We start from the raw sequence: 25,641 nt of genomic DNA, 5'->3' as shown, positions 1-25,641 counted from the left end.
AATAGAACAATAAACGATTGCACGCCGTCTGACCTCCAGTCCGGCCCGCCGGCTCAGCCCGCTCCGCAAGGGGCGGGCTTTTTCAGCTTTGGCGGATCGATGTCAGTCGTTGAGCGGCTTGCCGAGCCGGCCGGCCAGATCCTGCGTGAACTGCCAGGCAACGCGGCCGGAGCGGCTGCCGCGCGTCGTTGCCCATTCGAGCGCTTCGGCGCGCAGTTGCTCTGGGTCGATCTCCAGCCCGTGATGGCTGGCATAGCCGTTGATCATGTCGAGATATTCGTCCTGCGAGCATTTGTGGAAGCCGAGCCACAGGCCGAAACGGTCGGACAGCGAGACCTTCTCCTCGACTGCCTCGGACGGGTTGATGGCGGTCGAGCGCTCATTGTCGATCATGTCACGCGGCAGCAGGTGCCGGCGATTCGACGTGGCGTAGAAGATGACATTGGCCGGACGGCCTTCGACACCGCCCTCGAGGGCTGCCTTCAACGACTTGTAGGAGGTGTCGTCATGGTCGAATGAGAGGTCATCACAAAACAGGATGAAGCGGAAGGGCGCCGCCTTCAGCAGGTTCATCAGCTTCGGCAGCGTGTCGATGTCCTCGCGGTGGATTTCGATAAGTTTGAGCGGCAGGTCGGATTTGGCTTTGGCATTAATCTCGGCATGCACGGCCTTGACCAACGAGGATTTGCCCATGCCGCGCGCACCCCACAAAAGCACGTTGTTGGCGGCGTGGCCGGCAGCGAAGCGCTCGGTGTTTTCGACCAGAATGTCGCGCACGCGGTCGACGCCGCGGATCAGGCCGATGTCGACGCGGTTCACCTTGCGAACCGGCTCGAGATAGCCGGGATCGGCCTGCCAGACGAAGCAATCGGCCGCGGCGAGGTCGGTTTGCGGCACCGGCGGCGGGGCGAGGCGGGAGACCGCCTCGATGAGGCGGTCGAGCTTTTGGTTCAGGGCCTCGATGGTGCTGTCTGTCATGTCTCGGTCTTTTGTTTGTTCGGCACGAACGTGCGCGGGGGCGGAAATCGTCCTGATCCGGGCGAGATAGAAACGGGTTCCAAGCTTTTGTTTGAGCATGATCTTTTGCGAAAACCACGCCCGCAATCCGGGAGCATGCTCTAACACGGGTCAACCGGCCGGAAAAGCAGCCGAAAGCCGGGCCGTCCAGTTGCATTGGCAACTTTACCCACTATATTCCGGCCAAATTTGGCGAGGCCCGCCTTGTGGCCCTTTTCGTATCCAGGAGTTCTTGATGTTCGTCACACCGGCATACGCCCAAGCCACCGGAACTCCGCTTGGTCCGTTCGGGGATATCGGCATGATACTCCCGTTCGTGCTGATCTTCGTGATCATGTATTTCCTCATCATCCGACCGCAGCGCGCGCAGCTGAAGAAGCGCCAGGAGATGCTCTCGGCGGTGCGCCGTGGCGACACGGTCATCACCGGCGGCGGCTTCGTCGGTAAGGTGACTAAGGTGATTGACGACCATGAGCTCGAGATCGACCTCGGCGGCGGCACCAAGGTGACGGCGCTGCGCTCGACGATTGCCGATGTGCGGGTCAAGGGTGAACCGGTGGCCAACCAGAACGCCAAGAAGTAAGCCCAGAACAGAACCGGATTTTAGGGCAGGGTAGACCAGCAACGGGCAACGCCATATGCGGTTTTCGCGCCTTACGAAGATCCTGATCTGGCTGGCGGTTGCGGGCGTGGTGGTGTTGGGCGTGCTGCTCGGCGCGCGCTCCCTGAAGCCTGACGGCACGCTCGATGATCTTCTTGCCTGGCTGCCCAAGCGGCACGCGAGCTTTGAGCAGCTGGGCGGTTCGCAGTTGCTGCTCGAGGTGGATAAGGACGATCTGATCAAGTCTCGTCTCGAGACGGTGCGTGACGACATTCGCACGCTGCTGCGCGACGCTCGGGTTGGTTACAAGGGGCTTGGTCAGTCCGGCCGAGAGGTGCATCTCAACATTAGGGATACAGCACAAGTCGATGCCGCAAAGACAGCCCTGAAGATATTCACCGATCCGGTCGCCGGGGACAATCCGGTCCAGGAGATGGCGCTCGACGAGCCAGAGCCGGGGCTGCTCAAACTTACGATGACGGATGACGGTTTGAAGCTGCGGACGTCGATGGCGCTGGCGCAATCGATGGAAGTCGTCGAACGCCGGGTCAGCGACGGCATCGGTGTCGAACCGATCGCGAAGCCGCAAGGCAACGATCGCCTCCTTGTTCAGGTGCCCGGCTTGAAGACGCCAGCCCGGCTTACCGACATTTTGGGGCAGCCCGGCAATTTGACCTTCCAGATGGTCGATACGACGATGCCGGTACAGGACGCCATCGATGGCCGTCCGCCGGCCGGGTCCTCGGTGCTTTATTCGCAGGACGATCCGCCGGTTCCGTATCTGGTCGAAAACCGCGTCATTGTTTCCGGCGACAACATCGTCAATGCCCAGGCAACCTACAACTCGGCCATGAATGAGCCGGTTGTATCGTTCGCCTTCGATGCCAAGGGTACGACGCGTTTTGCCCAGGCGACCTCACAGAATGTCGGCAGACCCTTTGCGATAATCCTCGACAATCAGGTGCTTTCGGCGCCCATCATCCGCGAGCCTATCCTTGGCGGTACCGGTCAGATATCAGGCAACTTCACCAAGGAGAGCGCTCAGGTTCTTGCCCTGCTTCTGCGTTCGGGCCCGATGCCGGCAAAGCTGAAAATAGTCGACGTGCGAACGATAGCGCCCGGCGGCGTTCAGAATTAGAATGGAAACCGACAGAGGCGATTGACGCTGAAACCGCTGCCAGCGGCAGCGCCGAATTGACCTTAGCGCGCTCGACAATCGACGATGTGCAGGGTAAGGGCGAGCCGGTGGCAAATAACAACGCCAAGAAATAACCGAATTGTCGGCGGAACGATCCGCCAGTATGCCCTGACGGACGACGCCATATGCTATATTTTTCGCGCCTGAAGATGATCCTGATCTGGCTGGCCGTGGCCACCACGTTCATCCTTGCCGCGCCCAACCTTTTCCCCGCCAGCACATTGGCGCAACTGCCAAGCTGGGTGCCGAAGCGGCAGATGACGCTGGGTCTCGACCTGCAGGGCGGCTCGCATATCCTCTTGCAGATGGACCAGAACGATCTGGTCAAGGCGCAGCTGGAGACGACGCGCGACGAAATCCGCACGCTGCTGCGCGACGCGAAGCTGGGCTATACCGGTCTCGGCGGCACCGGCAAAACCGTGCAGGTGCGCATAACGGACCCCAATCAGATTGATGCCGCCAAGACGGCGCTGAAGCCGCTGACAGATCCGGTCGCCGCCGGCCTGTTCACCGGTGGTTCCATCCAGGAAATGTCGCTGGATGATTCCGAAGCCGGCGTGCTCAAGTTCACCGTCACCGATGCCGGCGTAAAATACCGCACCTCGGCCGCATTGGCGCAGTCGATCGAAGTCGTCGAGCGTCGCGTCAACGAACTCGGCACCACCGAGCCGATCGTGCAGCGGCAGGGCGACGACCGCGTGCTGGTCCAGGTGCCGGGCCTGCAGGATCCGCAAAGGCTGAAGGAAATCATCGGCCAGACCGCCAAGATGACCTTCCAGATGGTCGACACCTCGATGTCGGTGCAGGATGCGCTCAATGGCCGCCCGCCGGCAGGCTCCTCGGTGCTCTATTCGCAGGACGATCCGCCGGTTCCGTATCTTGTGGAAAACCGCGTCATCGTTTCCGGCGAAGATCTCGCCAAGGCGACGGCCACCTACAACTCGCAAACCAACGAGCCGGTGGTTTCGTTCACCTTCAATTCGCGCGGCGCGACCCATTTCGGCCAGGCGACGCAGCAGAATGTCGGCAAGCCATTCGCCATCATCCTCGACAATCAGGTGATTTCGGCGCCGGTGATCCGCGAACCGATCCTCGGCGGCAGTGGCCAGATTTCTGGGAATTTCACCGCCGAAAGCGCCAACGATCTTGCCGTGCTGCTGCGCGCCGGCGCGCTGCCGGCAAAGCTGACCGTGATCGAAGAGCGCACGGTGGGCCCGGGCCTTGGCCAGGATTCGATCCATGCCGGCAAGGTCGCCGGCATTATCGGTTCTATTCTCGTCGTCGCCTTCATGTTCGTCGCCTACGGCTTCCTCGGCTTCCTCGCCAACATTGCGCTTGCCGTCCACGTGGCGATGATCGTCGGTCTGTTGTCGCTGCTTGGCGCGACGCTGACCTTGCCCGGCATTGCCGGTATCGTGCTGACCATCGGCATGGCGGTCGATTCCAACGTGCTGATCTATGAGCGTATCCGCGAGGAGCGACGCGCCGGACGCTCGGTGATCCAGGCGATCGATACTGGCTTCTCGAAGGCGTTGGCGACCATCGTCGATTCCAACGTGACGTCGCTGATCGCCACCGTGGTGCTGTTTTATCTCGGCACCGGCCCGGTCAAGGGCTTTGCCATCACCTATGCCATCGGCATCCTGACCACGGTGTTCACCGCCTTCACCTTCACCCGTCTGCTGGTGTCGATCTGGCTGCGTCGCGCGCGCCCGAAGGAATTGCCGCGTGCGCCGGTGACCTTCATTCCGCCGGGCACGAAGATCCCGTTCATGGGCATCCGCCGCTGGACCTTCGCGCTGTCCAGCCTGCTGTCGGTCCTGTCGGTTGTTGGATTCCTGACCATCGACATCAATTACGGCATCGATTTCAAGGGTGGCTCGATCATCGAGGTGCAGTCCAAGCAAGGCGACGCCGATATCGGCGATATCAGAAGCCGGCTGTCGGAGCTCAACATCGGTGAAGTGCAGGTGCAGCAGTTCGGCGCCCCCAACGACGTGCTGATCCGTGTCGGCACCCAGGAAGGCGGCGAGAACGCCGAGCAGACCGTCATCGACAAGGTGCGCGGCGAGCTGCAGGACACTTATGATTTCCGCCGCGTCGAAGTGGTGGGCCCCACGGTTTCGGGCGAACTGGCCAAGCAAGGCACCATTGCCATGCTGGTCGCGCTGATAGGCATCCTGGTCTATGTCTGGTTCCGCTTCGAATGGCAGTTCGCGGTCGGCGCCATCGTGGCGACGGTGCACGATGTGGTGATGACGCTCGGCTTCTTCGTCATCACCGGGCTCGAGTTCAACCAGTCGTCGCTGGCGGCGATCCTGACCATCATCGGCTATTCGTTGAACGATACGATCGTCGTTTATGACCGCGTCCGCGAGGATCTGCGAAAATACAAGAAGATGCCGCTGCCGCAATTGTTGAACAACGCCATCAACGAGACGCTGTCGAGAACGACGCTGACTTCGGTGACGACCATCCTGGCGCTCTTGGCGCTGGTGCTGTTCGGCGGCGAGGTGATCCGTTCGTTCACCATGGCGATGCTGTTCGGTGTCGTCTTCGGCACCTATTCGTCGATCTTCATCGCAGCACCCTTGCTGATCCTGTTCAGGCTAAGACCGCAGGCGACGGTGGACGAGGAGAAGCCGGTTGGTGGCGGCAAGGCCGTGGCGACCTGACGGCCGCTCACGTGGCAAAAGGCATTGTCATTCGCGAGGCGCATTTCCCCGGACGGGCGCCGATCGAGGCCTATGGCAATGGCGGCTTCCGCTTCGCCGATATGTCGCATCGCGGCTCGCTGCTGTGCCTGCCCTCGGGCATCCATGGCTGGGAGCCGGCCGATCCGCTGGCGCTGACCGCGGCGGATTTCGATCTGCTGCTGGCCGAGGCCGGCAAGGTCGAGATTCTGCTGGTCGGCACAGGCAAGGATTTGCGACCCTTGCCGGCAGCACTTCGGGCGGCGCTGAAAGCGGCTGGCATTGCCTCCGATCCGATGTCGACGGGAGCGGCGGTGCGGACCTACAATGTGCTGCTTGCCGAAGACCGCGCCGTGGCCGCAGCGCTCATCGCCGTCGACTGACGTGACCGATACCGCCAACATCGTCATGGAGGCGGTGCGCGCCGGCGACCATGACCGTTATGTCAGCGCGCTCTATGCACCTGCCGACAAGCGCCAGGCGCTGTTTTCGCTTTACGCCTTCAATGCCGAGATCGCATCGGTTCGTGATCGCATCCATGAGGCGCTGCCGGGCGAGGTGAGGCTGCAATGGTGGCGCGATGTCATCGCCGCCGAGGGCGCAGCAACGGGCAACCCGCTCGCCGACGCGTTGAAGGCGACTGTCTCCGCCCATGGGCTGCCGAAAGCTGCCTTCGACAACATGCTCGAAGCCCGCATCTTCGACCTCTATGACGATCCGATGCCATCGCGCACCGATCTCGAAGGCTATTGCGGCGAGACGGCCGCGGCGCTGATCCAACTGGCGGCGATGGTGCTCGATCCCATCGAGGCGCCGCGTTTTGCCGAACTGGCGGGCAGGGCGGGATGCGCCCAGGCCATGACCGGCCTTTTGCTGCTGTTGCCGCTGCATCGACGGCGCCGCCAATGCTTCGTGCCGGCCGATATCCTCGCCGCGGCAGGCTCGTCGCCGGAAGAGTTTGTCAGCGGCGATGGCGGACCAGGTGCTGCGCGGGCTGTGTCCGCGATGGTCGCGCTGGCGCAGGAGCATCTCGGCGCTTTCGAGCAAGGAGCGTCGGCCCTGCCGGACACGCTGCTTCCGGCATTTCTGCCGCTGGCGCTGACCAGCGCCTATCTCGGCAAGATGGCAGATGGTCGTCGGTCGCCGCTGGCCGGCGTAACACGGCTTTCGGCGTTGCGCCGGCATTGCCTGTTGCTCAGACGCGCACTGCGGGGTTGGCCACCCATTTGACGTAAACGTCAATCGTGCTAGAGATTCTTCGGCCCGAAATCGTCGCCAAAAGACGCGACCGGTCCGGAGGAGATTCCTGTTCATGAGCCTGCCTGTGCTGGTTGCACTCGTCGTTGTCGGCATTGCACTGTCGGTGCTCGCCGTGCATTTCACCGGCGGCAGCAAGATTGCGACGCTTGCCGGCGCCGATCGGGCGCTCAGCCGGTTTGCCGATGATTTTCCCGACGAGAAGGCAGCAGCCGTGCGCCTGACTGCGGATAGCAGGACGGCGTTCCTCGATCTCGGGCAAGGGCGCTGCGGCATCGTCCACAGCGTCGGCGACTGCTTCTTGACCCGCATCGTCACGCCACACGATATCCTGGCCCTCGACGTCGACGAGGCCGGCGCGGTCGCGCTGAAGCTGGCCGACTTCACCTGGAAGGGCGGACGCTTCGCCTTTGCCGACAGAGCTGCCGCCAAGGCTGTCGCGGCAGCGCTTGGGCCGCAGAAACCGGGCCTGGCGAAGGAGGCCGCGTGATGGCCGACTACAATTTTCCTGAAGTGACCCAGCTTGCCATTCCATTCTTCGTCGCCGCGATCCTGATCGAGCTCTGGCTGGTGCGCACCGGCCGTGCCAAGGGCTCGTTCGAGACGCGCGACACGCTGACCAGCCTGATGATGGGCACTGGCAATGTCGTTGCCGGCCTGCTGCTCGGCGTCGTTTCCTACTGGGCGCTGCTGTGGCTGTGGCAGTTCCGCGTCTTCAATCTCGGCCTGTCGGTATGGGTGTTCCTGGCTGCCTTCCTGCTCGATGACCTGCGCTACTATGTCTATCACCGCATCGCGCACCGGGTGCGCTGGGTGTGGGCCGAGCACGTCAACCACCATTCCAGTCAGCACTACAATCTGTCGACGGCGCTCCGGCAAAGCTGGACCGGGTTGTTCACCTTCATGTTCGTGCTGCAGGCGCCTTTGGTGCTGCTCGGCTTTCATCCGGCCGTCATTGCCTTCACCTTCGGATTCAACCTGGTCTGGCAGTTCTGGATCCACACCGAGGCGATCGGCAAGATGTGGGGCTGGTTCGAATTCATCTTCAACACGCCCTCGCATCACCGCGTTCACCACGCCACCAATCCGCGCTATCTCGACGCCAACTATGCCGGCACGCTGATCATCTGGGACCGCATGTTCGGCACCTTCGTCGAGGAGTTGGAGGAGGACCGGCCGCGCTACGGCATCGTGAAAAATCTCGGCACCTTCAACCCGCTGAAAGTGGCGTTCCACGAATGGATCGGCATGTTCAGGGATGCTTTTGCGCCGGGACTGACGATGCGCGATCGGCTCAACTACCTGATCAAGCCGCCGGGCTGGAGCCATGACGGCTCGCGCGAGACTTCGGCGAGTTTGAAGGCTGCTTATGTCAGGAGGAACCCGGGCGAGGCTGGGAAGCCGGGGCTGCCGATTGCGACGGCCGAGCCGGCGGAGTAGTTCGCGCCTCAAGATGGATCGTTGGATCCGCCCTCGCGCATCATCGTTTCGTAGTCGCGTCCGCCGTAGAAGACATTGACGATAAATACCCTATCGCCTTCGATGACATAGGCGATGACGGCTGAGTGCTCAAACGGAACCGTCCTTAGTCCCGGCATGATATCGTCGCGCGAGCGACCGCCGCGAGGGGCGTTGCCGATGCTTTGGCAGCGGTCTTCGATGCGCAGCACGAATCGCAGAGCCGCGTCGAGACTTCCGCCAGCCTCGACTATGTATTTCAAAATGTTGGTAAGATCGTTGCCGGCGCTATCGCGATACTCGATTTCAAGCCGCTGAATCATCAACACGGCTCGAATATTGCTCGGCGAATTTCTGGAGCCGGTCGCGAACTTCTGCGCCGGTAAGGTTCGGCCTCGTGTCCTCGATCGAAGCTTTTACGCGCGCCCTGATCGACGCCATCCGTTCGGCATGTTCCTCCTCTTCGCGCTGGAACGCTCGAAGTGCGGCACGAATGACCTCGCTAGCCGACCCGAAAGAGCCGTCCTCGACCTTTTCGCGGATCATGCGCGCCATGGCAGGAGTGACGGTTACAGACAGTTTCTCGGCGGATTCCATGGGGACGGTTCCTCGACAATAAGTAGGATAGTATCCTACTTCCTGCCGACGGTCCATCCGAAGGGCTCACTATTCGGCTGCTTGCGCCTGCGCCGGCAATCCCAGCCACTCCCTGCAATCAGCCCGCGCACGCGAGGTGATGGCATGCCGCTTGGCCACCGTCTTGTCCTTGCCGCGCAGGCGCTTGCCTTCGGTCTTCGGCGCTTCCACCGGCGGGAACAGGCCGAAATTGACGTTCATCGGCTGGAAGGAGCGCTTCCCCGGTTCGTCGTCGGAGACGATGTGGCCGCCGGTAATGTGATTGAGCAGCGCACCGAAGGCGGTGGTGATCGGCGGCAGCGATGGCGAATGGCCGAGCCGCTCGGCGGCGGCAAAGCGGCCGGCGAGCAGGCCGATCGCGGCGCTTTCGACATAGCCCTCGCAGCCGGTGATCTGGCCGGCAAAGCGCAGGCCGGGCCGCGATTTCAGCTGCAATGAGGCATCGAGCAGGGTCGGCGAATTGATGTAGGTGTTGCGGTGCAGGCCGCCGAGGCGCGCGAAATCGGCGTTTTCCAGGCCCGGAATAGTGCGGAAAACGCGCACCTGCTCGGCATGCTTCAGCTTGGTCTGGAAACCGACCATGTTGTAGAGCGTGCCCAGCGCATTGTCCTGGCGTAGCTGCGCCACCGCATAGGCCTTGACCGTCGGATTGTGGGCATTGGTCAGTCCCATAGGCTTCATCGGTCCGTAGCGCAGCGTTTCGACGCCGCGCTCGGCCATGATCTCGATCGGCAGGCAGCCATCGAAATAGGGCGTGCCTTCCCACTGCTTGAATTCAGTTTTCTGGCCGTCGACCAGCGCCTGCACGAAGGCGAGATACTGCTCCTTGTCCATCGGGCAGTTGATGTAGTCCTTGCCGGTGCCGCCGGGGCCGACCTTGTCGTAGCGCGACTGGAACCAGCAGGTGTCCATGTCGATGGTGTCGAAATGGATGATCGGGGCGATGGCGTCGAAGAAGGCCAGCGCATCGGCCCCAGTCGCCTCGGCGATCGACTGGGCAAGCGAAGGTGCTGTCAGCGGGCCGGTGGCGATGATCGCCTGGTCCCATTCCGCCGGCGGCAGGCCGGCCACTTCCTCGCGCTCAATGGTGATCAGCGCGTGGGCTTCGAGCTTTTTCGTCACTGCCTCGGAGAAGCCGTCGCGGTCGACGGCGAGCGCGCCGCCGGCCGGCACCTGGTTGGCGTCGCCGGCGCTCATGATCAGCGAGCCGGCCAGCCGCATTTCGGCATGCAGCAGGCCGACGGCGTTGTTTTCGGCATCGTCGGAGCGGAAGGAGTTGGAGCAGACGAGCTCGGCCAGCCCGTCGGTCTTGTGCGCATCGGTGCCGCGCACCGGGCGCATCTCATGCAAAATGACGGGAACACCGGCTTGCGCGGCCTGCCAGGCGGCTTCGGAACCGGCGAGGCCGCCGCCGACGATATGGATGGGATTTTTGCTCATAAGCGCCGGAATAATCGCTTGGCGCGCTGTTGGCAATTGGCCGGCTGCGGCTTGGACTGTTGCCGTCCCCTAACCACTGCGCCGGACCGTCTGTTTACACGGCAGGAAAATAGGGATATTTCATATCCTTAATATAAGCTTGATTGGTATCGACCCGGAACCCATTGATGATCCTGAAAAGCCAAGTCGAATGGGCGCTGCACTGCTGCGCCATTCTCGCGGGCCTGCCTACGGGGCGCTACCTCTCGACAAAAGCGCTCGCCGAATTCCACGGCCTTCCCAAGGAGTATCTTTCCAAGGCGCTGCAAAGCCTGTCGCAGGCCGGCCTGGTCGACACGACGCTCGGTCCGTCAGGCGGATACCGGCTGGCGCGGCCGCCGGCCGAGCTGACTTTCCTGGAGATCGTGGAAGCGGTGGAGGGCAAGGCCCGCACATTTGTGTGCACCAACATCCGCGAAAACAATCCGTGCCGTCCGCAGGGCTATTGCGAAAGCGGTCCCTGCGCGGTGTCTCGCATCATGTGGGAAGCCGACGAGGCCTGGCGGGCAAAACTGCGCAGCGTCAGGCTTTCCGATCTCACCGAAGCGCTGGCGCAGGAAATTCCGGCGGACCTTTGGAAGAACAGTTTCGAATGGGTGCTAGAGCGCGCCGGCTGAGCCCATGAGCCTCGCTTGCGGCTGGTCAGTCGTTGCCGGCAATACGACGGCATAGCTCTGCGGCGACATTGCCAGGGAAAGACCATTCGCCTCGCAATGCCGATGGACAGTGTCGATCACTTCATTCCTCGCAAGCAACCGGTCGGCCGGACCGGCCACGCAAAAGAACAGGTCCACCCCGATTGCCGCCGCGTCGATGTCCTTGAGGGCGACAAGCGGTGCCGGGTCCTTGACGATCCGCTCGCAGTTTCCGAGAGCCTCGCGCATAGCTCCCTCGATGACATGCGGCGCCTGTGTCCTGGCGATCCGCACGTTTACGCTGATCAGCTGTCTCTCGTCGGGACGGCTGAGATTGGTCAGGCTGACCTTCGCCAACACACTGTTGGGCAGGACGACAATGTTGTTGGCACCGGTAAGCAGATGCGTGGAGCGCCAGGTTGTTTCGACGATGCGTCCTTCCGTGCCGTCGCCCAGCATGATCCAGTCGCCGAGCGTGTAGGGACGCCCCAGCGTCAGCGCAATGCCGGAAAAGACGTCGCCAAGCGTGTTCTGCAGCGCAAGCCCGACAATGATGGCAACCACGCCCGACGTTGCCGCCAGCGTCGCTATGGGAACGCCGAAGACGAAACCAGTTATCGACAGCGCCACGCCGAGATAGATGACAGCGATGACCAAGTCCTGGAGCAGCCGCGCTTCTCGCGGCCGATGTTCCACGACGATATAGAGGCGCACAAGGCCGACAAGCGTCCAGGCAAGGTGTATCCACCAAAGGGTGCGCGCCGCCTTCGCCAGATACGCGCCCTGAAGATCGGTCTCAGCCAGCCAGTGCGGCAGGATTCCGCTGAGCCAGAGCACCGCGGTCATGCTGGCGAAGAACAGGATCTGGACGATCAGGCGTGCCATCGGGCGCGCACGGCCCTGGAAATACCAGACGACAATGCCGGCAAGCCCCAGCAGATTGATCAAGACCAGAGGCAGATGATCGACGAACATGGGTCCCCGATAGGATACGGCTTCACAGGCAGGGCCGGGCGCCAGGATGGCGTCCGGCCCTTTCGGCCTACTTCGTGACCGTATAGGTCAATTCTTTCTGGGCGGTATCGACCACGAAGACTGCCAGCAGCTTTGCGGGCTTCGTCTTGGAGCCGTTCTCGCTCACGCTGTGGCGGTCGCCCGGCATCTCCGAAAAGCTCTCGCCGGCCTTGTAGACCTTCGCCGGATCGTCATTGACTTGGCTGCGGATGGAGCCTTCCAGAACCGTCGCGTAGATGAAGGCAGAGCTCGGATGGGTGTGCGCCTCGGAGACGCCACCGGGACCATATTCAACCAGGATGCCCTTGATGCTCTTGCCTGGCACATTCGGCAGTTCATGTTCATAGACAAGCGTGACTTTGGCGGCCTTTTCGCCGGCGTGAGCATCCTTGGCTCCGGCCGGGTTGGCCAGGGCTGCCGTCATGATGACGGCTGCGGCGATGGACTTGATCATTTCGAAACTCCTTTTCTTGTCTTGCGCAATGCGCTGCGCCTGGGCTGAGGCGCAGCCTGACGGTCATTTCCGCGCCGAAGTGGCGAACCACTGCTCGAAGCTGATGTGGCCAAGGCGGGGATCGTTGTCGGAGACGAGCGAATTGTCGTTCAGCCTGGCGCCGAAATAGAGCGCCTCCGGATCGGTCACGACCTTGCGGGGATCGCCGGAAGCCTTGAGGTAGCGAGCGACGAGCTCGCTCATACGCACGCGCTCCGGGCCGGAAATCTCGATCGTGCCGTTGATCGGCGCGGCGAGTGCGACAGTGGCCATGGCATCGGCGACATCGTCTGATGCGATGGGCTGCACATAGGCCGGCGACAGGTGCACGGCCTCGCCGACCGCGCCGGATTTGGCGATGGCGGGCAGGAATTCCATGAACTGCGTGGAATGAACGATGGTGTAGGGAATGCCGGAAGCCTTGATCAGCTTTTCCTGGGCGAGCTTAGCGCGGAAATAGCCAGCGTCCTGCAATTGCTCGGTTCCGACAACAGAGAGCGCGATATGGTGCTTGACGCCGGCAGCCTTGTCCGCCGCAAGCAGGTTGCGGCCCGAAATCTCGAAGAAGTCCATCGCGGCCTTGTCCTCGAAAGAGGGTGAATTGGCGAGATCGATGACGACCTCGGCGCCGGCGAGCGCGTCCTCGAGGCCTTCACCGGTGATGGTGTTGACGCCGGTGTTCGGGGCGGCGGCGATCACCTCGTGGCCCTTCCTGCGCAGGCGTTCAGCTGTCTTGGAACCGATGAGACCGGTGCCGCCGATGATGACGATTTTCATGATGCTCTCCATTTGCAGTAGCGCTTGTCGCGCCGCGTCGATTGATGGATGGGTTGGACGAGGGGTTAGTTCAGGCCGGCCTTGTCGAGGCCGTAAAATTTGTCCGCCGTACCGGGCACGGTCTTGAAGGCGACGTTGAGGCGATTCCAGGCATTGATGGTCATGATCGAGAAGGTCAGGTCGGAGATTTCCTTCTCCGAAAGCTGCCCGCGCACACGCTCATACAGATCGTCGGGAATGCCGCCTTCGGGCAGCTTGGTGACGGCCTCGGTCCAGGCGAGGGCGGCGCGCTCGCGCGGAATGAACAGGGTCGATTCCCGCCAGACGGCTACATGGTAGAGCCGCAGCTCGCTCTCGCCGTGGATCTTTGCTTCCTTGACATGCATATCGAGGCAGAAGGCGCAGCCATTGATCTGCGAAGCCCTGATGTGGACGAGATCTCGGATCTTCTCCTCGATGGCGCCGTGCGCCTCGGCCATGCTGAGGTCGGAAAGCTTCTTGAACAGCTCGGGCGATTGTTGGGCGGCGTTCAGGCGCTGTGTCATGGCTAGTCCTTTTGAAGGTTTGAGGATATTTTGTGTCCTTAAGGACAATTAATATCCATAATAGCTGGACAGTAAAGCACCTGCCGCCTAGGATGCGGACATAAGGCATATGTCGAAAGGTAATGAGGGTAAGGATGGACGTCGTATCGGCGTTGCGAACGTTCCTGCGGGTGGCTCAGACAAGGTCCTTCTCGGCGGCCGCGATCGACCTCAACCTGACGCAGCCGGCCGTATCCCGTCAGGTCTCCGCGCTGGAAGCGCATCTGAAGACCCGCCTTCTGCATCGCACGACGAGCGCGCTTGCCTTGACGGTGGAGGGCGAACAGATGCTGCCGATGGCGCTGCGTGTGGTGGAAGCGGTCGACGCGCTGAGCGAAGCGAGTGGCACTGAGGGCGCAACCGTATCGGGAAAAGTGCGGCTTAGCCTTCCCACGCCGCTCGGGTTGTTTATCGGCGATCGCCTTGCAAGGCTGCTGGAGAGCCATCCATCTCTTGCCGTCGAACTGATCTTGCGGGAGGAACCCTCGGATCTCGTCGCTGATGCCATCGATCTCGAGGTGCGCCTCGGCCCGGTCGGCGACAGCAGCCTGATCTGCCGCCGGATCGGCTGGACGACTGCATTTCTCGTGGCCTCGCCATGCTATCTCGAGGGACGGGATACGCCGCAAGCGCCGCAAGACATCAGGGATCACCGCTGCATTTGTTACAGCCGTGCCGGCGATGGCCGGTCATGGTCGTTCTCCGATGGGGCGGACGATGTTGTTCTGCGGGTTGAGCCTCGCCTGGTCGCCAACAATTCAATGGCGGTTCATCGGGCAACACTTGCCGGGGCCGGGCTTGCGGTGCTGTCCCATATCCTGGCCGGGCCGGACATCGAAGCCGGCAGGCTGGTCAAGGTGATGCCGGATTTTCCGCCGACGCGGCTGCCGATCAATGTCGTCTATCCATCCCGCAAGAACATGCCGCTGCGGGTGACGACGGTGCTCGACTTTCTTGTCCAGTCCGTCCGCGACGATGCTTTGATGGCGGCATGAGCGCCTTGGTCGACTGCTTGCTCAGCTGAAGCCTGCCCCAGAAACAACAACACCCGCCGGGGGAGGATCCGGCGGGTGTCGTTTTGGGGGCCGATCCTCGGGAGGAGGTGGGGATCGGCCGTATTCGTCATCGCCGGGGAGGAGGTCGGCTTTGACGAAATTCCTTTCGCCGGATGAAGGGGGCGAAACCCCTGGAAGACGAACTACGCTCGCTTCGGGAAGACGAACTACGTTCACTTTGGAAACAGCGCCCGCCGCGGGAGGAGGTGCGGCGGGCGCCGTTTTGGTGGTCAACCCTCGGGAGGAGGTGAGGGTTGGCCGTATTCGTCAGGGTCGGGGAGGAGGTCGACCCTGGCGAAATTCTGCCGTTAGATGGTCGCCTTGCGGGCGATGATCTTGATCTCGTCGCGGACGATGCCGAGATCATGGAGCTGACGGTTCGAAAGGCGACCCAGCTCGGTAACGGTGTCGCGATAAACGCGCCAGTTACGATAGTTGCGGATCAGGTTCATTGTCGTTCTCTTTTTCAAATCTGGTTCGGACCATTTGCGATCCGAAGAGGATTAGACCGCCTTGCGGGCGACGTAGTGGATGTCGCTGCGGCTGATGCCGAGGTCGGTCAGTTCACGGTTCGACAGGCGGCTCAGCTCGGAGACGGTGTCCCGGTAGCGGCGCCAGTTGCGGTAGTTGCGGATCAGGTTCATGGTAGTACTCGTTTCGTCTTTCTTCGGATCATTCCGTTTGTGTACGAATGGAAAATAGGTGGGACTATATCGATTTAAAAGTGCCATTGACGCATGGCAGCAATGCAAATTGTGCAATGCAACATTAACGCACGTTCACGGCTTAGACATAAAGAAACCCGAATCGGAAAATGTCGTAGCGTCAGCGGTTTGACCGCATCGGCTGACAAAAGGCCGAAACTGGGGGAGAAGCGGCATGGCGAGCTATTCGTCACGGGTGAGGACGGATATCGGGCGTTGGCTGCAGGCCGGCCTGATCGACGCGAAGACGGCCGATGCGCTGAGGCGCGATATCGACGCAAACGAACGCAAATCGCTGAGCTTCGGCACCATCCTGGCGATGATGGCGGCGCTGCTGTTCGGCGCCGCCATCCTGCTCTTCGTCGCCGCCAACTGGGAGGCCATCCCGCGGCTGGTGCGCGTCGCAGCACTGTTTGCCGTCATTCTCGCCGGCTATGTCGGCGGCGCCTTGCTGAAGAACCGCGACCAGGCGGCGATCGGCGAGGCGCTGTGGATCGTGGCGGCCGCGGCCTTCGGCGGTTCGATCGCGCTTATCGGCCAGATGTACCATCTCGCGGGCGACGAGGCCTCGGCCATTGTCACCTGGGGCATCGGCACAGCACTTGCCGCGGTGGCGTTGCGCTCGAACCCGCTGACCGTCGCTGCCGTGGGCATATCCGTGGCCTGGCTGTTCGTGCGCGAGTTCGACTTCTACAACCGCACCGAATTCCCGAATTTCTTCGTCATCATGGCACTGGCGCTGTTTGTCGTCTCGTTCTGGACGCGCAGCCAGCCGGCCCGACATCTGATCATTCTCTCGGTTATCTTCTATATCGCGGTGCGCGGCATGGACCAAAACACGCTGCTGCTGGCCATCCCGCTGGTCGTGGTGTCGGCGTTGCTGTTTGCCGCGGCAATCTTCGCAGCTGATCCGGTCGAGCGGGTTCTGCAGCTCGGCGGGCGGCTGCCATTGCATGCCTTGATCGGCTTTCTGACAGGCTTAGCAATGATTCAGTTCGAGCTTGGCGATCACAGCACCTTCAACGGCGGCTTTGCCATCGCCTCGGTCGTGGCACTGGCCGGCATTGCCGCGGCGGTCATGCTGGGCGGGCGCGAGAGCAGGGGGCTGCGCTGGGTCGCCTATGCCGGCTTTGCCTTCGAACTCGCCGTCATCTACGTGGTGACACTGCAGTCGATGCTCGACACGGCCGGCTTCTTCCTGGCCGCGGCGGTGCTGTTCGGCATCCTGGCCCTCGTCATCATCCGCGTCGAAAAACGCATGAAGGCCCCGGAAGGAGCGGCAGCATGATATCGGGAAAGAAACTTGTCATCTCGGCGCTGGTGCTGGCGCTGGTGCAGATCGGCTTCCTGAGCTGGATCATCGCCGGCCGGGCCGCGATACTGCGCAACGGCAAGGAGGTCTTGCTGAAGATCGAGCCGGTCGATCCGCGCGACCTGTTGCGCGGCGACTATGTTATCCTCGGCTACGAGATATCGCGCCTGCCGGTGAAGCTGATCGCCAACATTCCGGCCGGACAGCTCAGCACCGAGAACACGCCGATCGTGGTCCGGCTGAAGCCGGGCGCCGACGGCTATTGGCATGCGACCACAGCCTGGTTCGGTAAGGCGCCGATGCCGCCGGCCGCCGACGAAGCCGATATTGTCGGCCAGGTCGCGCCGGGCTGGACGCTTGATCCCGAATCCACAATCGCACCGCAATATGGCATCGACCGTTTCTACCTGCCTGAGGGACAGGGCATCGCGATCCAGAACGACATGCGAGTGCGGCCATTCGGGGTGCGCATCGCGCTCGCCGCCAATGGCGAGGCGCAGATCAAGGCGCTGATGGACGGCGACAAGACAATGTTCGAGGAACCGCTCTACTAGAATTCACTCAGGGCACGGATTTCGGTAAACATCGATCGCTTCGCCCCGACGCATTCAGACCAGGCCGGGCGAAGTACGATGACGATTACGCTGACGTCGCGCGAAGACATCAATCTCGATGCGGTTTTGCGCGTCGCCTGGAAAAACGACACGGTCGCCATCAGCGACAAGGCCTTGCAACGCATTGCCGAATGCCGCGCCTCGTTCCTGAAACTCATCGAGTCCGATCCGCCGCCGATCATCTATGGCGTCACCACCGCCATGGGCGAGCTGGCGAGCCGCAAGCTCGAACGTGACGAGCGCGACCGCCATGCGCGCATCAAGGCTTTTGCTGCAGCCACCTCCTTCGGCGAGCCGTTGCCTGAGCGCGTCGTCAGGGCAATCGTGCTGGCCCGGCTGACCAATTTCATCGAAGGCAATGCCGCCACCACGCCGCGTATCGCGCAGGCTGTCGCGGCGATGCTGGATGGCCGACCGATGCCGGTGGTTCCGTCGCAGGGGCAGGGCGGCGCCGGCGAGATCCTGGCGCTCTATCCGCTGTTTGCCGAGCTTACCGCAGGCTTCGACCTGGAGGTGAAGGAACGCGGATCGCTGATCAATGGCTCGCCTTGCGCGGCGGCCCTCGTGGCCGATGCGGCCCTGGCGGCGCGGCGGCGCATCGCCATGGCGCACAAGGTGTTTGCGCTGTCGATCGAAGCGTTTCGCGCCCCGCTTGAGCACTACGACGCCGCGCTCGACGGGCTCTGGGGCGACGAACACGAGGCGGCAGCCTTGCGCGGCTTGCGGCAGTTTTTGGTCGGCGCCGGCGACGGGCGACGCAATTATCAGGCGCCGGTCAGCTACCGCATCGTGCCGCGCGTGCTCGGCCACGCGCACCGGGCGCTGGCGGGCGCCGAGCAGGCGGCCATCGTGTCTCTGGCTTCGATATCGGACAATCCGGTCTACATTCCGCCCGACGAGGCGCATCCGCTGGGGCGCTGCATCTCCACCGGCGGCTATCACAATGCCATGGCGACGCCGGCATTGGACGATCTGGCAGCCATCTGGGCCGATCTCTGTCTGCTTTGCGACCGCCACGCCTCAAAGCTGCTCAACGGCAAGGTGTCGTTGCTGCCGGACCTGTTGATGACCGGGCGGCATTGGGCCGACAGCGACGGCCACGGCAATGTCGGCTATGTGCCGATGGCGATCACCGGCTATCTCGAACAAGCCAAGCTCGCGGCGCAGCGCACCTTCATTCCGGGAACCGAATCGGCCGGCGCCGGCCAGGACGACGTCGCCACCACGGCGTTCTTCGCCTGGACCAAGGAGGCGACCGCCGGCCGCTGCCTGGATGCGGCGATGGCGATGCTGGCCATGATCGCCTCGCAGGCGCTGTACGTGACTGAACGTGCCGCGCCGCCGGCGCTGCAGGACTTTGTCGCGGATATCAGGAACATCGTGCCACCGGTCGACGCCGACCGGGTGCTGGGACCTGAACTGGCGAAATTGGCGGAGTGGTTCACCGGGCAGGTGTTTGAAGCGTAGGGCGTCGCGCCTGTCCTCCTATGCCAAGGCTTCGGAGGACATCCTTTGCTCTGACGAGCCTCAGGTGGCCTGCCACCCGAAGCTCGTTGGAGCGAAGGGTGGTGCGGGTAGAGGGACTCGAACCCCCACGCTTTCACGCCAGAACCTAAATCTGGTGCGTCTACCAATTCCGCCATACCCGCGTGGCCCGGCAATCCCATGTAGCCATCATTCTGTCAATGTGGGGGCGAAAATGGTGCCCATTCGCTGCAACGCGAAGATGGTTGAAAATTAGCCTCGCCTGTGACAAAAGGCGTGTCAAATGTGACGGGACGCGCCGATCCGCTTCTGCAGAATGTGATAAGAAGTAGGAAAAACAAAGACTTATTCACATCTTGGAACGCAGTTTGGAAGAATTTGAGCCGTAATTTCGGTCAAATCGCCAGGTTCCGTACCAAAAGCCATTCCCGGCAAGATTGTACCGGCAGGCTGTGAACGGCAGAAGGCCGTGGCAGTCTCTTTGGTGAAGATAAAGGTTTTACGATGCAGGTCACCGAAACGCTCAACTCCGGTCTCAAGCGCGAGATCAAGATCACCGTGCCGGCCGGTGATATGGAAGCCAAGCTGATGGCGCGGCTGTCCGACGCCCGCAACAAGGTCCGCATCAACGGCTTCCGTCCCGGCAAAGTGCCGGTCCAGCACCTGCGCAAGGTCTACGGCAAGTCGTTCATGGCCGAAGTGGTCAACGAGATCCTCAACGATTCGACCCGTTCGATCATCACCGGGCGCGGCGAAAAGGCCGCCATGCAGCCCGAAGTGATCATGACCGAGGACGAGAAAGAGGCCGAGAAGATCCTGGCCGGCGGCGCCGACTTCGAATTCCGCCTCAACTACGAGGTTATCCCGGCGATCGAGATCAAGGATTTCTCCGACATCAAGGTGACGCGCCAGGTGTTCGAAGTGCCGGACAGCGAGATCGACGAGCAGGTCCAGCGCGTCGCCGAATCGGCACGCAGCTTCGAGCCGAAGACCGGCAAGGCCGCCGAAGGCGACCGCGTTTCGATCGACTATGTCGGCAAGATCGACGGCGAGGCCTTCTCCGGCGGCGCCGGCACCGACCAGCCGCTGGTTCTGGGCTCCAAGGAGTTCATCCCGGGCTTCGAGGACCAGCTGATCGGCTCAAAGGCCGGCGACGAGAAGCAGGTCACGGTGACCTTCCCGGAAAACTACCAGGCAGCGCATCTGGCCGGCAAGGAAGCCACCTTCGAGGTCACCGTCAAGGAAGTGTCCAAGCCCGGCGCGCTGGAAATCAATGACGAGATGGCCAAGAACCTAGGCCTGGAATCGCTGGAGCGCCTGCGCGACGTGGTGCGTGGCCAGATCGAGAACCAGTTCGGTTCGATGACGCGCCAGAAGGTCAAGCGCCAGCTGCTCGACCAGCTTGACGCTGCTTATTCGTTCGAGGCGCCATCGAAGCTTGTCGATGCCGAGTTCAACAACATCTGGACCCAGGTCAACCGCGATCTCGAAGCCGCCGGCCGTACCTTCGCCGACGAAGAAACGACAGAAGAAGAGGCACGCGCCGAATATCTGCGCCTTGCCGAACGCCGCGTGCGTCTCGGTCTGGTTCTGGCCGAAATCGGCGAGAAGGCCGGCGTCACCGTTTCGGACGAGGAACTGCAGCGCGGCCTGTTCGAGCAGGTGCGCCGCTACCCGGCCAACCAGCAGCAGGAAGCCTTCGAGTTCTACCGCAGCAATCCGGAAGCGCTGAACACGTTGCGCGCGCCGATGTTCGAGGAGAAGGTCGTCGACCATCTGCTCGGCCAGATCTCGGTCACCGACGTCAAGGTCAGCAAGGAAGAGCTGATGGCAGACGACGAGGAGACCGACACAGCCAAGGCCAAGCCGGCGAAGAAGGCCGCCGCCAAGAAGGCCGACAAGGCTGAAAAGGCCGACGACGCGGAAGAGCCCAAGAAGAAGGCCGCGCCGAAGAAGAAGGCTGCCAAGGACGCCGAATAAGCGCTTGACGACAAGATCAGAAAAGGCCGCCCTCGAGGCGGCCTTTTTCGTTGTGGCGGATGTGCCTTGAGCCACCGCAGATCACCTAAACGTTTGTACGGTCGACCTGTTCTACCTGCCGGCCAGATTCTGTGGTACACAGGTGCCGCAATTCCATTTGGGGGGAGAAGCGGAGAATCCGTTCTGTCGTGCAACGCGCATGCTGGCGGTATCGGCATGCGCAGATCGTCTCGGGCAAATTTGACGATCAGGGAGGAAATGCCATGCGCTTGATTGTGTTTTTCGCTGCCGTATCTGTTGCAACCTTCATCGCCAATCCATCGCGGGCACAGGATGCTGCGGCGGGCGAGAAGGTCTTCACCAAATGCAAGGTCTGCCACGTCGCAGACCAAGACACGAACAAGATCGGTCCTTCATTGCACGGCGTTATCGGCCGGACGGCCGGCACGCATCCGGATTTCAAATATTCCGAGGCCATGATCGCGGCCGGCAAATCCGGCGTCAAATGGGATGAACCCACGCTGACGACCTACCTTCACGATCCCAAGGCCATGGTCAAAGGTACGAAGATGGCGTTTCCCGGCCTCAAGAAGGACGAGGATGTCGCCAATGTCATTGCCTATCTGAAGCAATTTTCCCAGTAGCTTGGCTCTTCGGTCGGCCAGACTGCCCTTTTCCATTGATGGTCGTCTCAAATGTCGGTCAAGGAAAGCCTTAGGGATACCGGCGTTCGCCGCTCGGAAACGACGGTCGGTGATTTCTTTGCGCTCTTGAAGCCGCGGGTCATGGCGCTTGCCGTCTTTACAGCTTTCGTCGGTCTGATGGTGGCGCCCGGCGCGATGAACCCGGTGATCGCCGTGGTCGCAATAGCTGCGATTGCGGTTGGAGCGGGAGCGGCCGGGGCGCTCAATATGTGGTACGACGCGGACATCGACGCGCTGATGTCGCGCACCTCAAAGCGGCCGGTTCCGTCAGGCCGCGTCGCGCCCGGCGAAGCTCTCGGCTTCGGCCTGGTGCTTTCCGCGTTTTCGGTCATGACGCTCGGCGTGCTGGTGGGATGGCTCGCCGCGTCGCTGCTGGCCTTCACTATCTTTTTCTACGCCGTCATCTATACGATGTGGCTGAAGCGCTCGACGCCGCAGAACATCGTCATCGGTGGCGCGGCGGGTGCCCTTCCGCCGATGATTGGCTGGGCGGCGGCCACTGGCGCCATCGGCATCGAGAGCCTCATCCTGTTCCTGATCATTTTCCTGTGGACGCCGCCGCATTTCTGGGCGCTCGCGCTGTTCAAGGCCGGCGACTACGCCGCAGCCGGCATCCCGATGATGCCGAACGTGGCCGGCCAGGCCTCGACCAGAAGGCAGATCTTCGCCTATTCACTGCTCCTGGCGCCAATCGGCGTGCTGCCCTGGGCGTTCGGATTCACGAGCGGGTTCTATGGGGTTGTTTCGGCCACGTTGGGCTCGGGTTTCATCTGGTCCGCCTGGAAGGTTCTGGTCATCCCCGACAAGGAGATGAAGCCGGCAAAGGCGCTGTTTGCCTATTCGATCTTCTATCTTTTCGCGATCTTTGCCATGCTGCTTGCCGACACCATCGCGATGCGCGCGTTCATGTCAGCCGGAGGTTGACCGGGTCGAGACGGCGATTTGGTGATTGCTGCACCGAAACGTTGCACATCAGCTCACGATGGCAGAGCACAGAATCCCAGGACCAGCAGAGCGACGACGCCAAGGCCGAGCAGCAGAATGGTTTTTCCGTCCATGACCTCCACCTTCGATTGGATAGGATATCGAAGAAGGGCCGCAAGAGCCAGCGCATGACCTTCCGAGCCTTTGTGACAAAAGGGCGACAAGTTCCAGGCAATCGAGTATGTTGATTTCGGTGCAGGTCGCGGTTTTGCGTGGCCAGTCATGCAGAACGTCAGCACCGTGAAACCGCGACCGTACCGGACCTGGTCTGGAGGAACGGGCATGGCAAGTTTTCACGTGATTGCAGGCGCCAGCGAGACGCTGGAACACACTAGAATTCGAAAAATCGGTATTTCCGATCTTTTCGATGCGCTCAAGCGCGGTGTTGACGATTTCATGGTCAAACCGTCGCACATTGCCTTTCTCTGCTTGCTCTATCCGCTTGTAGGCGTCGTGCTTGCTGCCTGGACTTCGGGCGCCAATGCGTTGCCGCTGTTGTTTCCGCTGGTGTCCGGCTTTGCGCTGATCGGTCCATTTGCGGCGATCGGCCTCTATGAGATCAGCCGCAGACGAGAGGCTGGTCTCGACACCTCCTGGAGGCACGCTTTCGAGGTCAGGAATTCTCCGGCCGTGCCGGCCATCGCGGCGGTCGGGATCATGCTGTTTGCCATCTTCATCGCCTGGCTTTTGACAGCGCAGATGTTCTACCAATATCTGTTCGGCCCGGCTCCGCCAGAATCGATATCCGGCTTCATCAATGAGATATTTGCCACCGGACGCGGTTGGACTCTGATTATCCTGGGGCACGCCATCGGCTTCGTCTTCGCGGTGGTGGTGTTGTGTACGACGGTCGTCGCCTTCCCATTGTTGCTCGACCGCGATGTCGGCGCCTACGAAGCCATCCACACCTCGGTGCGAGCGGTGCTGGCCAATCCGATCACCATGGCTGTCTGGGGACTGATCGTCGCCGTCGCCCTGATCATCGGCTCGCTGCCGGTGTTTGCCGGGCTGGCGGTGGTGCTGCCGATCCTTGGTCATGCCACCTGGCATGTCTACCGCAAGGTCGTGGAATCGCCGGCGCCGGTCAGGCCGACGAGTTGACGATATCCGGCTGGCTGCACCGGCGAGAGTGCCGGTGCAGCCGGTTGATTTTTTCAGTAGGCAGCGTGGCTGAAGCGGGCGTGACGTGCGTCCATGGTCAGGTTGCGGAAATCCTTGCCGCTCACATGCACCAGCGTCCTGTGGTCGCCGCCCTCGAAATAGATGTCGGCGGCTTCGCCGAGGCTGTCGTCGAGGATTACCGGGACATCATAGGCCGCGCCGATCGGTGGAATGGCGCCGGTATCACAATCGCCGAAGAGTGAGACCACCTCGTCTTCGGTGGCGAGTCCAAGACGCCTGTCCATGACGTCCTGCAGTGTACCGAGCTCGATTCTATGCGTGCTTGGGACCACGGCCAGCGCATAACCGAGTTCGTGGTGAACGACCACCGATTTGGCCATCATGCTGCCGGGCACATGCGCGGCAATGGCGGACTGCCTGCTTGTCGATGTGCGATGATGGGCGACGGTGTCGTAGGAGATTCCTCTCCTGTCAATGTAGTCCTTCAGTCTGTTTGCGATCGTCATCTTCGGCCTCCCTGCTGGAGTTCGCGGCGCATTGGAAACGAAGGCAATCATTCTCCTCCGATCGTTTCCGATAATAGCAAGATGGATCAGCCGCCGCTTGTTTCAAGGCAGCAGCAGCTCGACCCGGATCGCAGTCAGGATCCTGCGGTTCCTGACTGGAAATGCCGCGGGCGAAGCCTCAAATCCGGATAGCGCGTCAGGGGCCGGCGCCGAAAAACGATATCCGGGTGAGAAGCGTGTAATCCGATTCGAAGAGCATCATCGCCACGAACACCAGTATCAGAACCGGCGGCAGGATGATCGCATAGGTCAGTGCCAGCCGCTCCCAGGCCATGTGCATGAACACGGCGACGATCAGCCCCGCCTTGAGGATCATGAAAATCAGGATCAGCGACCACCTGAGATAGCCGTGAATGCCTAGATAATCGACCATGTAGGAGCAGGTGCTGAGGATGAACAGCCATGCCCAGACCACCATATAGAGCTTGATCGGGTGTTCCTGATGAACCTCCGCCTGGGCGACGCCGGTCGTTGGCCCTTCATGCGCATGACCAGCGTGCAGTACGGGTTGCCCCAGGCCGTTTGCAGTTGCTTCAGCCATGTCAGCCTCTCACCAAAGATAGAAGAATGCGAAAATGAACACCCAGACCAGGTCGACGAAATGCCAGTAGAGCCCCATGATTTCGACGTTTTCGTAGCGACCCCTGCGGCTGGTGAAGAAACCGGGACGTCCGACGTCGTAGTCTCCACGCCAGACCTTTCGGGCTACGATGATGAGGAAGATCACCCCGATCGTGACATGCGTGCCGTGGAAGCCGGTGATCATGAAAAAAGTCGAACCGAACTGCGCCGCGCCCCACGGATTGCCCCAGGGCCGTACCGCTTCGGTGATCAGCTTGGTCCATTCGAAGGCTTGCATGCCGACGAAGGTGGCTCCCAGCGCTGCCGTCAAAAGCATGAGGATTGCCGTTTTGCGGCGGTCGCGGCGATAGCCGAAATTGACCGCCATGGCCATCGTTCCGCTGCTCGAGATCAGCACGAAGGTCATGATGGCGATGAGGATCAATGGAATGTCCGAACCGCCGATACGAAGCGCAAAGACCTCGCTTGGATTGGGCCATGGCACGCGCGTGGAGATGCGAGCGGACATGTAGGAAAGCAGGAAGCAGCCGAAGATGAAGGTGTCGCTGAGCAGGAAGATCCACATCATGGCCTTGCCCCAGGACACGTTCTTGAACGCGCGCTGATCCGAGGACCAGTCGGCGGCGATGCCTTGCAAGCCTGCGGGCCGCGCCTGCGTCTGGTTGGTATGCGTCAGTGCCGTCTCTGCCAT

At 61.7% G+C, this 25,641-nt stretch carries 29 protein-coding genes and 1 tRNA gene; 16 read left to right on the top strand and 14 right to left on the bottom strand.

What is annotated here, in order from left to right; all coding sequences use genetic code 11:
* Positions 1–102: 102 nt before the first annotated feature.
* Positions 103–978 (bottom strand): ATP-binding protein, encoded by an 876-nt coding sequence (locus tag FJV77_RS01405; RefSeq protein WP_142865076.1) that lies wholly within the window; start codon positions 976–978, stop codon positions 103–105.
* 274 nt (positions 979–1,252) lie between these two features.
* Between FJV77_RS01405 and yajC the strand changes: the two genes are divergently transcribed.
* From yajC to FJV77_RS01370, 7 genes are all read left to right on the top strand, one after another.
* Positions 1,253–1,600 (top strand): preprotein translocase subunit YajC, encoded by a 348-nt coding sequence (gene yajC, locus FJV77_RS01400; protein WP_112564772.1) that lies wholly within the window; start codon positions 1,253–1,255, stop codon positions 1,598–1,600.
* Between the two features lie 55 nt (positions 1,601–1,655).
* On the top strand, positions 1,656–2,756 hold the full coding sequence (locus tag FJV77_RS01395; RefSeq protein WP_142865075.1) for a hypothetical protein: 1,101 nt from the start codon (positions 1,656–1,658) through the stop codon (positions 2,754–2,756).
* Between the two features lie 185 nt (positions 2,757–2,941).
* Positions 2,942–5,491 (top strand): protein translocase subunit SecDF, encoded by a 2,550-nt coding sequence (gene secDF / locus FJV77_RS01390; RefSeq protein WP_142865074.1) that lies wholly within the window; start codon positions 2,942–2,944, stop codon positions 5,489–5,491.
* 11 nt (positions 5,492–5,502) lie between these two features.
* Positions 5,503–5,892, top strand: a complete 390-nt coding sequence (locus FJV77_RS01385) for an Mth938-like domain-containing protein (RefSeq protein ID WP_142865073.1) — start codon at positions 5,503–5,505, stop codon at positions 5,890–5,892.
* A gap of 25 nt (positions 5,893–5,917) precedes the next feature.
* Positions 5,918–6,739 (top strand): phytoene/squalene synthase family protein, encoded by an 822-nt coding sequence (locus FJV77_RS01380; protein ID WP_142865506.1) that lies wholly within the window; start codon positions 5,918–5,920, stop codon positions 6,737–6,739.
* Between the two features lie 82 nt (positions 6,740–6,821).
* Positions 6,822–7,256: a hypothetical protein gene (locus FJV77_RS01375; protein WP_142865072.1), complete on the top strand. Its 435-nt coding sequence runs from the start codon at positions 6,822–6,824 to the stop codon at positions 7,254–7,256.
* Positions 7,256–8,206: a sterol desaturase family protein gene (locus FJV77_RS01370; RefSeq protein WP_185970164.1), complete on the top strand. Its 951-nt coding sequence runs from the start codon at positions 7,256–7,258 to the stop codon at positions 8,204–8,206. Before FJV77_RS01375 ends, FJV77_RS01370 begins: the two co-directional genes overlap by 1 nt.
* A gap of 8 nt (positions 8,207–8,214) precedes the next feature.
* Here FJV77_RS01370 and FJV77_RS01365 read toward each other — a convergent pair whose 3' ends face one another.
* The 3 genes from FJV77_RS01365 to trmFO all read right to left on the bottom strand — a co-directional run bounded on the left by FJV77_RS01365 (position 8,215) and on the right by trmFO (position 10,300).
* Positions 8,215–8,547 (bottom strand): type II toxin-antitoxin system RelE/ParE family toxin, encoded by a 333-nt coding sequence (locus FJV77_RS01365; RefSeq protein WP_185970163.1) that lies wholly within the window; start codon positions 8,545–8,547, stop codon positions 8,215–8,217.
* Complete coding sequence (locus FJV77_RS01360; protein WP_142865070.1) at positions 8,531–8,821, bottom strand: type II toxin-antitoxin system ParD family antitoxin; 291 nt, start codon at positions 8,819–8,821, stop codon at positions 8,531–8,533. Before FJV77_RS01360 ends, FJV77_RS01365 begins: the two co-directional genes overlap by 17 nt.
* A gap of 69 nt (positions 8,822–8,890) precedes the next feature.
* Positions 8,891–10,300: a methylenetetrahydrofolate--tRNA-(uracil(54)-C(5))-methyltransferase (FADH(2)-oxidizing) TrmFO gene (gene trmFO, locus FJV77_RS01355; RefSeq protein ID WP_142865069.1), complete on the bottom strand. Its 1,410-nt coding sequence runs from the start codon at positions 10,298–10,300 to the stop codon at positions 8,891–8,893.
* A gap of 167 nt (positions 10,301–10,467) precedes the next feature.
* Between trmFO and FJV77_RS01350 the strand changes: the two genes are divergently transcribed.
* Positions 10,468–10,956, top strand: coding sequence for an Rrf2 family transcriptional regulator (locus FJV77_RS01350; protein WP_142865068.1), 489 nt, complete (start codon positions 10,468–10,470; stop codon positions 10,954–10,956).
* On the opposite strand, the gene FJV77_RS01345 is transcribed toward FJV77_RS01350, so the two are convergent.
* The 4 genes from FJV77_RS01345 to FJV77_RS01330 all read right to left on the bottom strand — a co-directional run bounded on the left by FJV77_RS01345 (position 10,939) and on the right by FJV77_RS01330 (position 13,803).
* The gene (locus tag FJV77_RS01345; RefSeq protein WP_142865067.1) at positions 10,939–11,949 is read right to left on the bottom strand and encodes a mechanosensitive ion channel family protein; all 1,011 of its coding nucleotides are present in this window, start codon (positions 11,947–11,949) and stop codon (positions 10,939–10,941) included. The two genes, FJV77_RS01350 and FJV77_RS01345, sit on opposite strands and share 18 nt — an antisense overlap.
* Before the next feature lie 67 nt (positions 11,950–12,016).
* Positions 12,017–12,442 (bottom strand): cupin domain-containing protein, encoded by a 426-nt coding sequence (locus FJV77_RS01340; protein WP_142865066.1) that lies wholly within the window; start codon positions 12,440–12,442, stop codon positions 12,017–12,019.
* Between the two features lie 63 nt (positions 12,443–12,505).
* Positions 12,506–13,258: an SDR family oxidoreductase gene (locus FJV77_RS01335; RefSeq protein WP_142865065.1), complete on the bottom strand. Its 753-nt coding sequence runs from the start codon at positions 13,256–13,258 to the stop codon at positions 12,506–12,508.
* 65 nt (positions 13,259–13,323) lie between these two features.
* On the bottom strand, positions 13,324–13,803 hold the full coding sequence (locus FJV77_RS01330; RefSeq protein WP_142865064.1) for a carboxymuconolactone decarboxylase family protein: 480 nt from the start codon (positions 13,801–13,803) through the stop codon (positions 13,324–13,326).
* Positions 13,804–13,937: 134 nt separating this feature from the next.
* Here FJV77_RS01330 and FJV77_RS01325 point away from each other — a divergent pair, with 134 nt between their 5' ends.
* Positions 13,938–14,837, top strand: a complete 900-nt coding sequence (locus tag FJV77_RS01325; RefSeq protein WP_142865063.1) for a LysR family transcriptional regulator — start codon at positions 13,938–13,940, stop codon at positions 14,835–14,837.
* 368 nt (positions 14,838–15,205) lie between these two features.
* On the opposite strand, the gene FJV77_RS01320 is transcribed toward FJV77_RS01325, so the two are convergent.
* Positions 15,206–15,349 (bottom strand): DUF1127 domain-containing protein, encoded by a 144-nt coding sequence (locus FJV77_RS01320; RefSeq protein WP_142865062.1) that lies wholly within the window; start codon positions 15,347–15,349, stop codon positions 15,206–15,208.
* Positions 15,350–15,400: 51 nt separating this feature from the next.
* Positions 15,401–15,541: a DUF1127 domain-containing protein gene (locus FJV77_RS01315; protein ID WP_006335194.1), complete on the bottom strand. Its 141-nt coding sequence runs from the start codon at positions 15,539–15,541 to the stop codon at positions 15,401–15,403.
* A gap of 235 nt (positions 15,542–15,776) precedes the next feature.
* Between FJV77_RS01315 and FJV77_RS01310 the strand changes: the two genes are divergently transcribed.
* The 3 genes from FJV77_RS01310 (at position 15,777) to FJV77_RS01300 (ending at position 18,994) form a co-directional block, all read left to right on the top strand.
* Positions 15,777–16,889 carry a DUF2157 domain-containing protein gene (locus FJV77_RS01310; RefSeq protein ID WP_142865061.1) on the top strand — a complete coding sequence of 371 codons (1,113 nt, stop codon included), beginning with the start codon at positions 15,777–15,779 and terminating at the stop codon, positions 16,887–16,889.
* Positions 16,886–17,467: a GDYXXLXY domain-containing protein gene (locus tag FJV77_RS01305; protein ID WP_142865060.1), complete on the top strand. Its 582-nt coding sequence runs from the start codon at positions 16,886–16,888 to the stop codon at positions 17,465–17,467. Before FJV77_RS01310 ends, FJV77_RS01305 begins: the two co-directional genes overlap by 4 nt.
* A gap of 78 nt (positions 17,468–17,545) precedes the next feature.
* On the top strand, positions 17,546–18,994 hold the full coding sequence (locus tag FJV77_RS01300; protein WP_142865059.1) for an aromatic amino acid lyase: 1,449 nt from the start codon (positions 17,546–17,548) through the stop codon (positions 18,992–18,994).
* A 99-nt stretch (positions 18,995–19,093) separates the two neighbouring features.
* On the opposite strand, the gene FJV77_RS01295 is transcribed toward FJV77_RS01300, so the two are convergent.
* Positions 19,094–19,176 (bottom strand) — tRNA-Leu (locus tag FJV77_RS01295).
* 340 nt (positions 19,177–19,516) lie between these two features.
* On the opposite strand from FJV77_RS01295, the gene tig reads away from it, so the two are divergent.
* From tig to FJV77_RS01275, 4 genes are all read left to right on the top strand, one after another.
* Positions 19,517–20,992, top strand: coding sequence for a trigger factor (gene tig / locus FJV77_RS01290; RefSeq protein WP_142865058.1), 1,476 nt, complete (start codon positions 19,517–19,519; stop codon positions 20,990–20,992).
* 263 nt (positions 20,993–21,255) lie between these two features.
* On the top strand, positions 21,256–21,636 hold the full coding sequence (locus tag FJV77_RS01285; protein WP_142865057.1) for a cytochrome c family protein: 381 nt from the start codon (positions 21,256–21,258) through the stop codon (positions 21,634–21,636).
* Positions 21,637–21,687: 51 nt separating this feature from the next.
* Positions 21,688–22,620: a heme o synthase gene (locus tag FJV77_RS01280; RefSeq protein ID WP_142865056.1), complete on the top strand. Its 933-nt coding sequence runs from the start codon at positions 21,688–21,690 to the stop codon at positions 22,618–22,620.
* Positions 22,621–22,962: 342 nt separating this feature from the next.
* Positions 22,963–23,781, top strand: a complete 819-nt coding sequence (locus FJV77_RS01275; protein ID WP_142865055.1) for a DUF2189 domain-containing protein — start codon at positions 22,963–22,965, stop codon at positions 23,779–23,781.
* A gap of 53 nt (positions 23,782–23,834) precedes the next feature.
* On the opposite strand, the gene FJV77_RS01270 is transcribed toward FJV77_RS01275, so the two are convergent.
* The 3 genes from FJV77_RS01270 to FJV77_RS01260 form a co-directional block, all read right to left on the bottom strand.
* Complete coding sequence (locus tag FJV77_RS01270) at positions 23,835–24,308, bottom strand: aminoacyl-tRNA deacylase (protein ID WP_142865054.1); 474 nt, start codon at positions 24,306–24,308, stop codon at positions 23,835–23,837.
* Positions 24,309–24,504: 196 nt separating this feature from the next.
* The gene (locus FJV77_RS01265) at positions 24,505–24,909 is read right to left on the bottom strand and encodes a cytochrome C oxidase subunit IV family protein (RefSeq protein WP_142865053.1); all 405 of its coding nucleotides are present in this window, start codon (positions 24,907–24,909) and stop codon (positions 24,505–24,507) included.
* Positions 24,910–24,918: 9 nt separating this feature from the next.
* A complete protein-coding gene (locus FJV77_RS01260) occupies positions 24,919–25,641 on the bottom strand; it encodes a heme-copper oxidase subunit III family protein (protein ID WP_142865052.1) in 723 nt (240 codons plus the stop codon).

Source organism: Mesorhizobium sp. WSM4306 (genome assembly GCF_007003975.1).
GTDB lineage: Bacteria > Pseudomonadota > Alphaproteobacteria > Rhizobiales > Rhizobiaceae > Mesorhizobium.
The sequence above is the reverse complement of the archived record's forward strand: the minus strand, read 5'-3'. Positions and strand labels throughout refer to the sequence as shown.